A 13,644-nucleotide genomic window follows, 5' to 3' on the forward strand; every position below is an offset into this window, starting at 1 on the left:
AATCTTTACCCGTCATACTTCATGCTGCAGGTGCGTTGGCTGCACTCGTTCACCCCAGTCACTTACTTATGTAAGCTCCTGGGGATTCGCTCATTTGCCGCCTTCCTGCAACATGAATTATTTGGGTAAATTAGATGTGAAGACACGAGAAGAGACATTTAATGACCATTGCTCTGGAATTAAAACAGCTCAAGAAAACCTATCCCGGCGGGGTTCAGGCGCTGAAAGGCATCGACCTGCAGGTTGAAGCCGGCGACTTTTATGCGCTGCTGGGCCCGAACGGCGCGGGGAAATCCACGACTATCGGTATCATTAGTTCGCTGGTTAATAAAACCTCCGGCCAGGTTAATGTATTTGGCTACGACCTGGAAAAAGATGTGGTGAACGCCAAGCGCCAGCTCGGGCTGGTGCCGCAGGAGTTCAACTTCAACCCATTCGAAACCGTACAGCAAATCGTGGTTAACCAGGCGGGTTACTACGGCGTTGAGCGTAAAGAAGCAATTTTGCGTAGCGAAAAGTATTTGAAACAGCTCGATCTGTGGGAAAAACGCAATGAACGCGCGCGTATGCTCTCCGGCGGGATGAAGCGCCGCCTGATGATTGCCCGCGCGCTGATGCATGAGCCGAAGCTGCTCATTCTTGATGAACCCACCGCTGGCGTTGATATCGAGCTACGTCGCTCGATGTGGGGTTTCCTCAAAGATCTCAACGATAAAGGCACCACCATTATCCTCACGACCCACTATCTGGAAGAAGCGGAAATGCTGTGTCGTAATATCGGCATTATCCAGAGCGGCGAGCTGGTGGAAAATACCTCGATGAAGGCGCTGCTGGCTAAGCTGAAATCTGAAACCTTTATCCTCGATCTGGCGCCGAAAAGCCCGCTGCCAACCCTCGACGGGTATCAGTACCGGCTGGTTGATACCTCGACGCTGGAAGTTGAAGTGCTGCGCGAGCAGGGGATTAACAGCGTTTTCGCCCAGCTAAGCGCCCAGGGCGTGCAGGTATTAAGTATGCGTAACAAGGCCAACCGTCTGGAAGAGCTGTTTGTCACGCTGGTGCACGACAAAAAAGGAGAATCAGCATGATGCAGCTTTACTGGGTCGCGCTGAAAAGCATCTGGACCAAAGAGATCCACCGGTTTATGCGTATCTGGGTACAGACGCTGGTGCCGCCGGTGATCACCATGACCCTCTATTTCGTCATCTTTGGCAATCTGATCGGCTCGCGGATCGGCGAGATGCACGGTTTTACCTATATGCAGTTTATCGTGCCGGGGCTAATTATGATGGCGGTGATCACCAACGCCTACGCCAACGTCGCTTCGTCGTTCTTTAGCGCCAAGTTCCAACGTAACATTGAGGAACTGCTGGTGGCGCCGGTGCCAACCCACGTGGTGATCGCCGGTTACGTCGGCGGCGGGGTGGCGCGTGGGCTGTGTGTCGGCATTCTGGTGACGGCTATCTCGCTGTTCTTCGTCCCGTTCCAGGTTCATTCCTGGCTGTTTGTCGCCCTGACGCTGATTTTGACGGCAATTCTGTTCTCGCTGGCGGGCCTGCTCAATGCGGTGTTTGCGAAAACCTTCGACGACATCAGCCTGATCCCGACTTTCGTGCTGACGCCGCTGACCTACCTGGGCGGGGTGTTCTATTCGCTGACGTTGCTGCCGCCGTTCTGGCAGGCGCTGTCGCATCTCAACCCTATCGTCTACATGATTAGCGGCTTCCGTTTTGGCTTCCTCGGCATTCATGACGTCCCGCTGGCGACCACCTTTGGTGTGCTGGTGGTGTTTATCGTGGCCTTCTATATTCTGTGCTGGTACCTGATCCAGCGTGGGCGTGGCCTGCGTAGCTAATCCTCTCTACAAGCGCCCCCGCTAATTTCACCTTGCCGGGGCGCTAAGCGGTAATTTTTGATACCCATCACCCCACCTCAACGCTTGCCCTGCTAAATTGTTTGCCTGCTAAGGAGGTAGGCGATGTTAGGTTGGGTAATTACCTGCCATGATGAGCTGGCGCAGGAGATGCTGGATCGTCTGGAGAAAAAGTTTGGCCCGCTGGCGCAGTGCCGGGCGGTGAATTACTGGCGTAATCTGAGCGTCAATATGCTGAGCCGCATGATGTGCGATGCGCTACATGCCACGGACTGCGGCGATGGCGTGATTTTTCTCACCGATAAAACCGGTGCCGCGCCATATCGCGCCGCCGCGCTGATGAGTCACAAACACACCCACTGTGAAGTTATTTCCGGCATTCGCTATCCATTGCTGGAGGAAATGTATTTACAGCGCTATACCCTCAGCAGTGATGCCTTCCGTAATGCTATCGTTAGCGCTGGAGGCCCGACGGTGAGCAGTCTTTGGCATCAACAGCAAAAGAATCCGCCTTTTCGTCTACTGCATGATACGTTCGGAAATTAGGCATTAGCATTGATGCCGCTTTTGTTACAATGGCGGCATTCAGGTTTACCGGTTCGATGCGCATGTTTGCCCGAGTCATAACATTATTCCTTTTGCTGACGTCAGTCAGCGTTTCCGCTAGCCTGCTCAGCCAACAGGGCGTCCCCGCACGCTATATGCAAATCACAGAAGATGCCGATATCTGGGCGCAGGTCGGCAACCATGTAGTGAGCGTCGGCAACGTTCGCGCCGGGCAGATCCTCGCCGTGGTGCCGACCACGGCAGACTATTATGAATTCAATTTCGGCTTCGGTACTGGCTTTATTGATAAAGGGCATCTGGGGCCGGTGCAGGGCGCGAAACGGGTTGAGGATAATCTGGGTGATTTACATCAGCCGTTGAGCAACCAGAACCTGCTGACCTGGAAAGACACGCCGGTTTACGATGCGCCGTCAGTGGGCAGCCCGCCGTTTGGCACCCTGGCCAATAACCTGCGCTATCCCATTATCAGCAAGCTGAAAGACCGCCTTAATCAAACCTGGTATCAGATTCGTATCGGTAACCGGTTGGCGTGGGTAAGCAGCCTGGACGCGCAGGAGGATAACGGCATTCCGGTACTGACTTATCACCATATTCTGCGTGATGAAGAAAATAGCCGTTTCCGCCATACCTCGACCACCACCTCGGTGCGCGCTTTCAGTAACCAGATGACCTGGCTGCGTGACCAGGGCTATACCACGCTGACGATGTATCAACTGGAAGGGTATTTACGTAACAAGGTTAATCTGCCTGCGCGCTCGGTGGTGATTACCTTTGATGACGGCCTCAAGTCGGTGAATCGCTACGCTTATCCGATCCTCAAGCAGTACGGCTTCCACGCTACGGCATTTATTATCTCATCGCGGATCAAACGTCATCCGCAAAAGTGGGATCCGAAATCGCTGCAGTTTATGAGTATCTCTGAGCTCAGACAGATTCAGGACGTGTTTGATGTGCAGTCGCATACCCATTTTCTGCACCGGGTCGATGCCGCCCGTCACCCGATATTACTCAGCCGGAATTATCACAACATTCTCTTTGATTTCGAGCGTTCCCGGCGAGCGCTGAGCCAGTTTAATCCGCACGTGCTGTATCTTTCGTATCCGTTCGGCGGCTATAACGCCACGGCGGTTAAGGCGGCGAACGATGCCGGTTTTCATCTGGCGGTAACGACGGTGAGAGGGAAGGTGAAACCGGGGGATAATCCGTTCCTGCTGAAGCGGTTGTATATCCTGCGTACCGATTCGCTGGAGACGATGTCGCGGCTTATCAGCAATCAGCCGCAAGGGTAAACCGGCGCTGCGGCTGAGCGCAGCGCCGTAAGAATCAGGCGACCTGCACCGGAATAGCTTTCGCCTGGCGCTTCATTTCGTTATCGCCTTCGAAATAGGCGATCTTCGGCTGCCAGGTGCGGGCTTCTTCGTCAGACATGGTCACGAAGCTGGCGATAATGAGGATATCGCCGACGCTTGCGCAGTGCGCCGCAGCGCCGTTGACGGAGATAATCTTCGAACCACGCTCGGCGGCGATCGCATAAGTCGAGAAACGGTTACCGTTGGTCACGTTCCACAAATGAATGGCTTCATTTTCCAGAATACCGGCCGCTTCGAGGAAATCCTGGTCAATGGCGCAGGACCCTTCGTAATGCAGGTCAGCCTGCGTGACTTTAACGCGGTGGAGCTTGCCCTGCAGCATATTACGCATCATAACTTCTACCTTCCAACCTTTATGTAGCAAAGCGGACACGGCATCCGCTTTGAGAAAATAACCCGATTTTTCGTTCCAGGCTACTGGCCCAGCTTGACGATTTTGTTATCAATCAGACGCGCCTGGCCCAGCCATGCCGCCATCAGGATCACCGCGCGTTTGCTGGCATCCGTGAGCTCCAGCAGGGTGTCGGCATCACGGATCTGGATATCGTCGGCGCGAAAACCTGATTCGTTGAGCTCCTGCTCGGCGATGGCAATGATTTCCTCGAGGTTACGCTCGCCAGCGGCAAGTTTATCCGCCACCGAACTCAGCACTTTGTACAGACCCGGGGCGATTTTACGCTGCTCGGCGGTCAGATAACCGTTGCGCGAACTTAGCGCCAGGCCGTCTTTCGCGCGGATAATCGGCACGCCGACGATCTCGATGTCGTAGCCCATATCGGCGACCATTTTGCGGATCAGCGCCAGCTGCTGGAAATCTTTCTCGCCGAAGCAGGCGACATCCGGCTGCACCAGGTTGAACAGCTTGCTGACAATGGTCGAGACGCCGCGGAAGTGGCCAGGGCGGCTGGCGCCTTCCAGCATGGTCGACAGGCCAGGAACGTCAACGAAAGTCTGTCCTTCAGTACCCTGCGGATAAATTTCCGCCGGCGCCGGTGCAAAGACAAAATCGACCTTGCGCTTGTTCAGCTTTTCGCAATCTTCCTGCAACGTACGCGGGTAGCGCGCCAGATCGTCCGGGCGGTCAAATTGCATCGGATTCACGAAGATACTGACCACCACGACATCCGCGCAGGCTTTGGCTTCATCGACCAGCTTCATATGGCCATCGTGCAGGTTGCCCATGGTGGGAACCAGCGCAATGCGCTTGCCTTCCTGGCGTAAACGACGGATATGCTGGCGCAGCAGCGGCAGGGTTTCAATTATCAGCACAACAAGACTCCTTAATGGAAACTATGTTCTTCGCCCGGATAGGCCCCGGATTCGACTTCGGCAATATACTGCCGTACCGCGGCGCGGATGTCGCCCGCTTCTGCGAGGAAATTCTTCGCGAATTTAGGAATATGGCCGCCGGTGATCCCGAAAGCGTCATGCATCACCAGGATTTGCCCGTCGGTGACGTTACCTGCGCCGATGCCGATAACCGGGATCGTCAGCGCTTCGGTAATGCGTTTTGCCAGCTCTACCGGCACGCACTCCAGCACCAGCAGCTGCGCGCCAGCCGCTTCCAGGGCTAACGCGTCATCGAACAGCGCCTGCGCCGCATCGCCGCGCCCCTGAACTTTATAGCCGCCAAAAACGTTCACCGACTGCGGCGTCAGGCCGAGATGACCACAAACTGGCACCGCGCGTTCCGCCAGCATCCTGACGGTATCAGCCAGCCACGCGCCGCCTTCAAGTTTGACCATATTGGCGCCGGCGCGCATCACGACGGCGGCATTTTCGAAAGTTTGCTGCGGCGTGGCGTAGGCCATAAACGGCAGGTCGGCGAGCAGCAGACTGTTCGGCGCGCCGCGACGAACCGCGCGGGTGTGGTAAGCGATATCGTCAACGGTCACCGGCAGCGTGGAGTCGTGGCCCTGTACCGTCATCCCCAGCGAATCGCCCACCAGCAGGACGTTAATGCCTTCATCGGCAAAAAGCTTAGCGAAGCTGTAGTCGTAGGCGGTGATAGTGGCGAAGCGCTTTTTCTCCTGTTTGCATTTCTGCAGCAGGGCAATGGTGGTCGGTTTCATAACGTTTCCTGATGATGAAAGTCATATTAACCGGCATTCTAACAGCAGCATTCAGGGGGGCAATGATTTTGGGCAACCGATTACCACTATCGCCGTAAATGCTAAAAAAGGGAGTAGGGGTTACCAGAGAGCGGGTTTTTCGGCGCCCAGATTTTCCAGCGCGGCGCGAAGGGCGAGGCCATCGGGGAAGTGGAGCTGTGGGGCGATTTCAAACAGCGGCCAGAGCATAAAACCGCGATTTTTCATATCGTAGTGCGGCACCGTCAGACGCTCGCTGTTAATGACCGCATCGCCAAACAGCATGATGTCGAGGTCCAGCGTACGCGGCCCCCAGCGTTCGGCTTTGCGCTCCCGTCCCTGCTGCAGCTCAATGCGCTGAGTGTGATCGAGCAGCGCTTCTGGCGCGAGCGAGGTTTCAAGCGCGACGGCGGCATTGAGATAGTCGGGCTGATCCTGCGGCCCCAGCGGCGGCGTACGGTAGAGCGAAGACACGCTCGCCACGCGGCTGTCCGGAATGTCGGCCAGCGCGCGGATAGCGGCATTCACCTGCTCGAGCGGCGAGGCAAGATTACTGCCAATGGCGATATAGACCAGGGTCATGCGTTACCCTGACGCGGCGCGCGTTTACGCGGGCGGCGATGGCGACGGCGCGGAGCGGGATCGTCGCCGAGATCGTTGAGCATATCTTTCTGTTCCGGCGGCGCGGCCACCTGGAACTCACCCCACCATTTGGTCAGGCGCTGCAGTTCGTGGTTGTTCTCGGCGCCTGCGCGCAGTTCAAGCAGGTCATAGGCGGCGCGGAACTTCGGATGCTCCATGAGTTTCCACGCGCGTTTGCCCTGACGGCGGGACATACGTAGCTGCAACTGCCAGATGTCGCGCACCAGGGTGGTGATGCGTTTAGGGATTGCCAGCGTCCGGCAGGCTTCATCCAGTACATCGTTCATCGCCAGCGCGAAGGCGTCGTAATAGGCCAGCCCGCTCTCCTGCGCGATTTTCTGCGCCATTTCCAGCAACGGATACCAGAACATGACCGCGAACAGGAACGCTGGATTGACGCGCATATCGTTATGCAGGCGGTTATCGGTATTCTTCAGCACCTGGATAATGATACGTTCCATCGGGCTATCGCCACGCTCGGTGAAGTAGCGGGTGATTGTCGGGAACAGCGGCTGGAACAGGCTGTATTCGCGCAGCAGTTGATAGGTTTCATAACCATAACCTGCCTGCAGCAACTTCAGCACTTCTTCAAACAGACGCGCTGGCGGTACGTCGTGTAGCAGGGCGGCCAGACGTGGAATTGGCTCGGCGCTTTCGGCGCTGATGCGCATATGGAGTTTGGCGGCGAAGCGTACCGCGCGCAGCATACGCACCGGATCTTCACGGTAACGGGTTTCCGGGTCGCCAATCAGGCGAATTACCCCTTCCTGCAGATCGCGCATTCCACCAACGTAGTCACGTACGGTGAAATCCGCCACGCTGTAATAAAGGCTGTTGATGGTGAAGTCGCGGCGCTGGGCATCTTCTTCGATAGAGCCGAAGATGTTATCGCGCAGCAGCATGCCGTTCTGGCCGCGCTGGGAGGTGACGCGGTCGTTGGTGTGGCCTTCGTGATGGCCGCGGAAGGTAGCGACTTCAATGATTTCCGGCCCGAACATCACGTGCGCCAGGCGGAAGCGACGGCCGACCAGGCGGCAGTTGCGGAACAGTTTACGTACCTGATCCGGGGTCGCGCTGGTGGTGACGTCAAAATCTTTTGGCTTCTTGCCCAGCAGCAGGTCGCGAACGCCGCCGCCGACCAGGTAAGCTTCGTAGCCCGCCTTGTTCAGTCGATAGAGCACCTTGAGCGCGTTTTCACTGATATCTTTGCGGGAAATTGCATGCTGTTCACGCGGGATCACCGTCATATGCGTTTGTTCGACGGCGGCAGCCTCTGCCTCGCGCTCTTCACGGCTTAGCACCTTGCGGCAAAAATTAGCGACTCGGGTAAAAATGGTGCACCTCGTAGTGTCAGACGAACTTCGGATAAAACATTACTCTATGGGCTTCAGGTTGCATTTAAACGGCAAATTCAGGGGCAACCTGAAGGGCGACGAGCAAAAATAGCGGCTAATCATAGCTCAGCGGGAGCCATTTGAGAATGCTGGATTTTTGCAGGCTGCCAGTTGGCTACCGCTTGTTTGAGTAAATCTTCAATACTCAGCGCTTGCCAATCCTCGACGACATCCTGATTCAAAAATGTTAATGCCCGCACAATTTCCGGTCGCGGATCGCCCTCCGGCAGGGCCGGGGCGTGGTTCTGTTTTGAGAGCTTATTACCTTCGGCATTCAGCGCCAGCGGCAGGTGTACGTAATCAGGTACAGGCCAGCCAAAGTGTTGATACAGCGAAATTTGTCGTACCGTTGGCTCGATAAGATCGGCGCCGCGAACGATTTCGCTGACCCCCTGAAAATGGTCGTCAACCACTACCGCCAGGTTATAGGCGAACAGCCCGTCGCGACGATGGATGATGAAATCTTCCCGCGCCAGCGGTTCGTCGGCGACGAGGGTCCCGCGCAACTGGTCATAAAATTCCAGTACCGGACGGGTCTGGCGCAGGCGCAGCGCGGCGTTTTCGGCGCCAAGGCGCAAATCGCGACAGTGACCGTCGTAGATCCCCCCGACGCTGTGAATGCGCGCGCGGGTGCAGGTGCAGTAGTAGCAAAGATCCCGATCGCGCAGCCAGGCGAGGCGTTCGCGATAAGCATCGTGCCGCTGGGATTGCCACAGTACTTCGCCGTCCCAGTGCAGACCGTAGCGATCGAGCTGTCGCAAAATGGTGTCGGCGGCGCCAGGAACTTCCCGCGGCGGGTCGATATCTTCAATGCGTACGCGCCAGATACCGCCTTTCGCCCGCGCTTGTAGATAGCTGCCAAGGGCGGCGATTAATGAGCCGAAGTGGAGTTCGCCGGAAGGTGAGGGAGCAAAGCGCCCTATATAGTCTGAGTCGGTCATGTTAAACACAAGGGGAATCAGGCGGGAGAAACTCCCGCCAGAGAGTGAGGTAGCTGGGATTAACCCGCCATCTGTTTTTCGCGAATTTCCGCCAGCGTCTTGCAGTCGATGCACAGGTCAGCTGTTGGACGCGCTTCCAGACGGCGAATGCCAATCTCCACGCCACAGGATTCGCAGAAGCCGAAGTCTTCGTCTTCGACTTTTTTCAGTGTTTTCTCAATCTTCTTGATGAGTTTACGTTCGCGGTCGCGGTTACGCAGCTCCAGGCTGAACTCTTCTTCCTGCGCGGCACGGTCGACCGGGTCCGGGAAGTTAGCTGCTTCATCCTGCATATGCGTTACGGTGCGATCCACTTCATCCCTGAGTTGATTACGCCATGCTTCAAGAATGCGCTTGAAGTGCGCCAGCTGGGCTTCGTTCATATACTCTTCGCCCGGCTTCTCTTGGTACGGCTCCACCCCAGCGATGGCGAGAATACTCAGGGACGATGTTTTACGGTTTTGCCCTTCTTGCATGTTGCTTCTCCTTAACACGCACTATCGATCCCCATGTGGGGGAAAAATCAGGCCGCTATAAATAGCAGATGCTTTTCCGGATAGCAATTATCTAAACGTTACACTTGACAACGCTGTGAAGAAAAGCGTATTTGCGCTCGCGAACCGGACACAATTTAGCCTTTTAATTACCGGGGGTTAACGCCACGGCAATCGGCTTATTCAGAGTCATCATTTTGGTAGAAAGTTCCGCTTTCCAGGCGAGAATTTCTACCCCCTTTTCCTGCGCCTCTATCAACAGCTGTGCGTATTTGGCATCAATATGATGCGCGGGTGAGAAACGGTCTATCGCCGAATGCAGCACGGCGAATAAAATCACGGCCCGATGGCCCGCGGCCGCGACGCTCATGAGTTCCCGCAGGTGCTTCTGACCGCGTGCGGTAACGGCATCGGGAAAATAACCGTACTCTTTTTCCGCCAACGTAACCGATTTCACTTCAATATAGCAGTTACGGCGGCCTTCTGCCTGTAACATAAGGTCGATTCGGCTATTTTCTTCGCCATATTTTACTTCGCTTTTCAGAATGTTATACCCGGCAAGCTCAGGGATATTTCCGGCGAGTACCGCCTCTTTCGCGAGGGTATTGGCCCGCAGCGTGTTGACGCAGATGACCGCGCCCTGTTGGGTTTCAGTTAATTCCCAGGTATGCGCATATTTACGTTTAGGATTATCGGAAGTGGAATACCAGACGGTATCGCCCGGCGCGGCGCAGCCGGTCATGGCGCCGGTATTCGGGCAGTGCAGCGTCAGCTCCTGGCCCTCCGGCGTGACGACATCGGCCAGAAACCGTTTGTAACGTTTAATTAAAGTGGCGGACTGCAAAGGCGGAGTGAACAGCATCAGAGTTCCCTGGTAAATGGATAACGTTCCAGCACGTTGTAGCGGGTGCGTCCGCGGAGAAAGCTGGACTCATAAAGCACAAATTCGTTGATCGGCACCTGCCAGCAAAAACCCGGCGGCGGGATTGGCACCGCGTGGCGGGCGTCGCGCAGGAGGGTGATATGGGGATGAAACGGCTGCGGGCTTTGATAGCAGCCGCTGCGCGCTGCCTGAGCGCGCAGCATATTTGCCAGCTGCAGCATGCCGCGCGGCGGCTGGCGGGTACCGAGCCACACTACGCGCGAACGCAGCCACTGGCCGGCGTCGTCGAGCGTCAGGGTAAATGGCGGTTGTTGAATGCGTCCGGCCATTGCCGACAGCGCGCGCTGTTTTTCAGCGCTGACGTCGCCGAGAAACGCCAGCGTCAGATGTAGGTTATCGGCGGCGACCGGCCTTCCGGCATCGTCGGCAAAATGGGCGGCGCGCCAGTGAATAATCTGTTTCTGTATTGCTTTCGGCAGTTCAAGAGCGAAAAACAGCCGTTTCGGCTCGGACATGATAGAGACTCGGTAATGAATTACGGGGATGCTACAATGCTTGCCCTCGAATGTTAACCTCCGGAGCCTTTCGTGTCCTCATTGCCGGTTGCCGCAATTCTTCCCGAACTTCTTTCCGCCCTGCAGCAGGCGCCGCAGGTGCTGCTTAACGCGCCTACCGGCGCGGGTAAATCAACCTGGCTGCCGCTACAGATCCTCGCCGATGGCAACATTGATGGCCGGATTATTCTGCTGGAGCCGCGGCGGCTGGCGGCGCGTAACGTCGCTCAGCGTCTGGCGGAGCTGCTGGGAGAAAAACCGGGAGAAACGGTAGGCTACCGGATGCGCGCCGAAAGCTGCATAGGGCCAAATACCCGTCTGGAAGTGGTTACTGAAGGGATCCTAACCCGCACTCTGCAGCACGATCCGGAACTTTCCGGCGTGGGGCTGGTGATCCTCGATGAATTTCATGAACGTAGCCTGCAGGCCGACCTGGCGCTGGCGTTGTTGTTGGACGTTCAGCAGGGGCTGCGTGACGATCTCAAGTTATTGATCATGTCGGCGACGTTGGATAACGATCGTCTGCAGCGCCTGTTGCCGGAAGCGCCGGTGGTAGTTTCCGAAGGGCGTGCATTCCCGGTTGAACGTCGCTTTACGCCGCTGGCGAGCCATCAGCGTTTTGCCGAAGCGGTAGCGATCGCCGCCGCGGATCTGCTGCGTGAGGAGCAGGGATCGATGCTGTTATTCCTGCCGGGCGTTGGCGAAATTCAGCGCGTACAGGAACAATTGAGCGAGCGCGTAGCCAGCGATGTGCTGTTATGCCCGCTGTACGGCGCGCTGCCGCTGAGCGAACAGCGCAAAGCGATTCTCCCGGCGCCCGCCGGGATGCGCAAAGTGGTGCTGGCGACCAATATCGCTGAAACCAGTTTGACGATCGAAGGCATTCGTCTGGTGGTCGACAGCGCTCAGGAACGGGTCGCGCGCTTCGATCCGCGCACCGGCCTGACCCGGCTAATCACCCAGCGGATAAGCCAGGCGTCAATGACCCAGCGCGCCGGTCGCGCCGGGCGTCTGGAGCCGGGGATCTGCTTGCATTTGCTGGCGAAAGAGCAGGCGGAGCGCGCGGCGGCGCAGAGCGATCCGGAAATTCTGCAAAGCGATCTGTCGGGTCTGCTGCTGGAGTTGCTGCAGTGGGGCTGCCGCGATCCGGCCGAGCTTCGCTGGCTGGATCTACCGCCGGCGATAAATCTGGCGGCGGCGCGGCGTCTGTTGACGGCGTTATCGGCGCTGGAGGGCGAACGCCTTTCGGCTCACGGGCGCAAAATGGCGATGCTGGGTAATGACCCGCGTCTGGCGGCCATGTTGACGGCGGCCGATTCCGCGGATGACGCGGCGACGGCGGCGAAACTGGCGGCTATTCTTGAGGAGCCGCCGCGCGGCGGCAGCAGCGATTTAGGCGCCGCGTTTGCCCGCCAGCAGGGCAACTGGCAGCAGCGGGCGCAGCAGTTATTGAAGCGGCTGGCCAGCCGAGGCGGTCAGCCTGATGCTGAGCGGATGGCGGCGTTGCTGGCTCCAGCCTTTGCCGACCGTATCGCCCGTCGACGCGGCCAGGAGGGACGCTATCAGTTGGCTAACGGCATGGGCGCGATGCTGGATGCCGATGATGCGCTCGGCCGTCACGAATGGTTAATTGCGCCGCTGCTGCTGCAGGGCAGTTCGGCGCCCGATGCGCGAATTTTGCTGGCGCTGCCGCTGAACATTGACCAACTCGTCGCGCAGCGCCCTGAGCTGATACAGCGCTCCGATACCGTGGAATGGGATGAAGCGCAGGGGATGTTAAAAGCCTGGCGGCGTAACTGTATTGGCCAACTGGTGATAAAAACCCAGCCGTTGGCGAAGCCGTCGGAAGCGGAGCTGCATCAGGCAATGCTCAACGGTATTCGCGATAAAGGGCTCAGGGTGTTGAACTGGACGCCGGAGGCTGAACAACTGCGCCTGCGTCTGCATTGCGCCGCGCAGTGGTTGCCGGAAGCAGGCTGGCCAGCCGTTGATGATGCATCGCTGTTGGCTGCGCTGGAGGCATGGCTGTTGCCGCAGATGACCGGCGTGCATTCGCTTCGGGCGCTTAACGCGGTGGACCTGCGGCAGGCGCTGCAAAACTGGCTGCCGTGGACGTTACGCCAGAAGCTGGATAGCGAGCTGCCGACCCATTACACGGTGCCGACCGGTAGTCGTATCGCCATTCGCTATCATGAAGATAACCCGCCGGCGCTGGCGGTACGGATGCAGGAGATGTTTGGCGAGGCGACGACGCCGCGCATTGCCGAAGGGCGGGTTCCCTTGGTGCTGGAATTACTTTCGCCGGCGCAGCGACCATTACAAATTACCCGGGATTTAAGCGCCTTCTGGCAGGGGGCATACCGCGAGGTGCAAAAAGAGATGAAGGGGCGCTACCCGAAACATGTCTGGCCGGATGACCCGGCGAATACCGCGCCGACCCGGCGGACGAAAAAATACAGCTGAGGCGCCGCGCCCTTGCTGTGGGCGCGGTTCCGAAAATCGCTGGCCGCAGTCACACGGCGCAATATTTATGTTATTAAAAAACATCATATTTTACCGTTTATCGCGTTTTGCGGTTGTAAAATGCTGGTTAAGAATGTCGCGGATTAGTGCTATTCTCTGTGGCCTGGACAATTCGTGCTATGTCCGGAGATATTCTTCAGCTTAAACAGATAATTATATGATTTGTTTAATGAATTATTCTTCGAAGATGATATGAAAGACGTCGGCCGCGGCAGCGCGGCGGGTGTGAAATTGAGAGATATCTTCTTCCTCCTAAAGGGGGAAGTATTGAGAA

General features: G+C 57.1%; 14 protein-coding genes. 5 read left to right on the top strand and 9 right to left on the bottom strand.

Translation table 11 applies throughout. The features are described from left to right. Nucleotides 1-161 precede the first annotated feature (161 nt). From PGQ95_RS16820 to PGQ95_RS16835, 4 genes are all read left to right on the top strand, one after another. Nucleotides 162-1,088 carry an ABC transporter ATP-binding protein gene (locus PGQ95_RS16820; protein WP_015368204.1) on the top strand — a complete coding sequence of 309 codons (927 nt, stop codon included), beginning with the start codon at nt 162-164 and terminating at the stop codon, nt 1,086-1,088. After that, the gene (locus PGQ95_RS16825) at nt 1,085-1,855 is read left to right on the top strand and encodes an ABC transporter permease (protein ID WP_015368203.1); all 771 of its coding nucleotides are present in this window, start codon (nt 1,085-1,087) and stop codon (nt 1,853-1,855) included. Before PGQ95_RS16820 ends, PGQ95_RS16825 begins: the two co-directional genes overlap by 4 nt. A 123-nt stretch (nt 1,856-1,978) precedes the next feature. Next, nucleotides 1,979-2,419, top strand: a complete 441-nt coding sequence (locus tag PGQ95_RS16830) for a PTS sugar transporter subunit IIA (protein ID WP_015368202.1) — start codon at nt 1,979-1,981, stop codon at nt 2,417-2,419. A gap of 56 nt (nt 2,420-2,475) precedes the next feature. Next, on the top strand, nt 2,476-3,729 hold the full coding sequence (locus tag PGQ95_RS16835; RefSeq protein ID WP_213317268.1) for a polysaccharide deacetylase family protein: 1,254 nt from the start codon (nt 2,476-2,478) through the stop codon (nt 3,727-3,729). Between the two features lie 34 nt (nt 3,730-3,763). On the opposite strand, the gene panD is transcribed toward PGQ95_RS16835, so the two are convergent. From panD to thpR, 9 genes are all read right to left on the bottom strand, one after another. Next, on the bottom strand, nt 3,764-4,144 hold the full coding sequence (panD, locus tag PGQ95_RS16840; protein WP_087860863.1) for an aspartate 1-decarboxylase: 381 nt from the start codon (nt 4,142-4,144) through the stop codon (nt 3,764-3,766). Between the two features lie 80 nt (nt 4,145-4,224). Beyond that, the gene (gene panC / locus PGQ95_RS16845; RefSeq protein WP_213794589.1) at nt 4,225-5,079 is read right to left on the bottom strand and encodes a pantoate--beta-alanine ligase; all 855 of its coding nucleotides are present in this window, start codon (nt 5,077-5,079) and stop codon (nt 4,225-4,227) included. A gap of 11 nt (nt 5,080-5,090) precedes the next feature. Beyond that, complete coding sequence (panB, locus tag PGQ95_RS16850; RefSeq protein WP_087860861.1) at nt 5,091-5,882, bottom strand: 3-methyl-2-oxobutanoate hydroxymethyltransferase; 792 nt, start codon at nt 5,880-5,882, stop codon at nt 5,091-5,093. A gap of 120 nt (nt 5,883-6,002) precedes the next feature. Further along, entirely contained in the window at nt 6,003-6,482 is a 480-nt protein-coding gene (folK, locus tag PGQ95_RS16855; protein ID WP_047065193.1) for a 2-amino-4-hydroxy-6-hydroxymethyldihydropteridine diphosphokinase, read from the bottom strand. Next, on the bottom strand, nt 6,479-7,876 hold the full coding sequence (gene pcnB / locus PGQ95_RS16860; RefSeq protein WP_087860859.1) for a polynucleotide adenylyltransferase PcnB: 1,398 nt from the start codon (nt 7,874-7,876) through the stop codon (nt 6,479-6,481). Before pcnB ends, folK begins: the two co-directional genes overlap by 4 nt. A 119-nt stretch (nt 7,877-7,995) precedes the next feature. After that, on the bottom strand, nt 7,996-8,877 hold the full coding sequence (gene gluQRS, locus PGQ95_RS16865; protein WP_087860858.1) for a tRNA glutamyl-Q(34) synthetase GluQRS: 882 nt from the start codon (nt 8,875-8,877) through the stop codon (nt 7,996-7,998). Between the two features lie 59 nt (nt 8,878-8,936). Then, nucleotides 8,937-9,392: an RNA polymerase-binding protein DksA gene (dksA, locus tag PGQ95_RS16870; RefSeq protein WP_007373199.1), complete on the bottom strand. Its 456-nt coding sequence runs from the start codon at nt 9,390-9,392 to the stop codon at nt 8,937-8,939. 163 nt (nt 9,393-9,555) lie between these two features. Further along, entirely contained in the window at nt 9,556-10,272 is a 717-nt protein-coding gene (gene sfsA, locus PGQ95_RS16875; protein WP_045390098.1) for a DNA/RNA nuclease SfsA, read from the bottom strand. Beyond that, the gene (gene thpR / locus PGQ95_RS16880; protein WP_047042632.1) at nt 10,272-10,808 is read right to left on the bottom strand and encodes an RNA 2',3'-cyclic phosphodiesterase; all 537 of its coding nucleotides are present in this window, start codon (nt 10,806-10,808) and stop codon (nt 10,272-10,274) included. The genes sfsA and thpR overlap by 1 nt, the downstream gene beginning before the upstream one ends. Nucleotides 10,809-10,880: 72 nt before the next feature. Here thpR and hrpB point away from each other — a divergent pair, with 72 nt between their 5' ends. Further along, nucleotides 10,881-13,310, top strand: coding sequence for an ATP-dependent helicase HrpB (gene hrpB, locus PGQ95_RS16885; RefSeq protein ID WP_430918800.1), 2,430 nt, complete (start codon nt 10,881-10,883; stop codon nt 13,308-13,310). Nucleotides 13,311-13,644: the final 334 nt, after the last annotated feature.

Origin of the sequence: Klebsiella sp. 141240 (assembly GCF_050600805.1) — a bacterium.
Classification (GTDB): Bacteria; Pseudomonadota; Gammaproteobacteria; order Enterobacterales; family Enterobacteriaceae; genus Klebsiella; species Klebsiella aerogenes.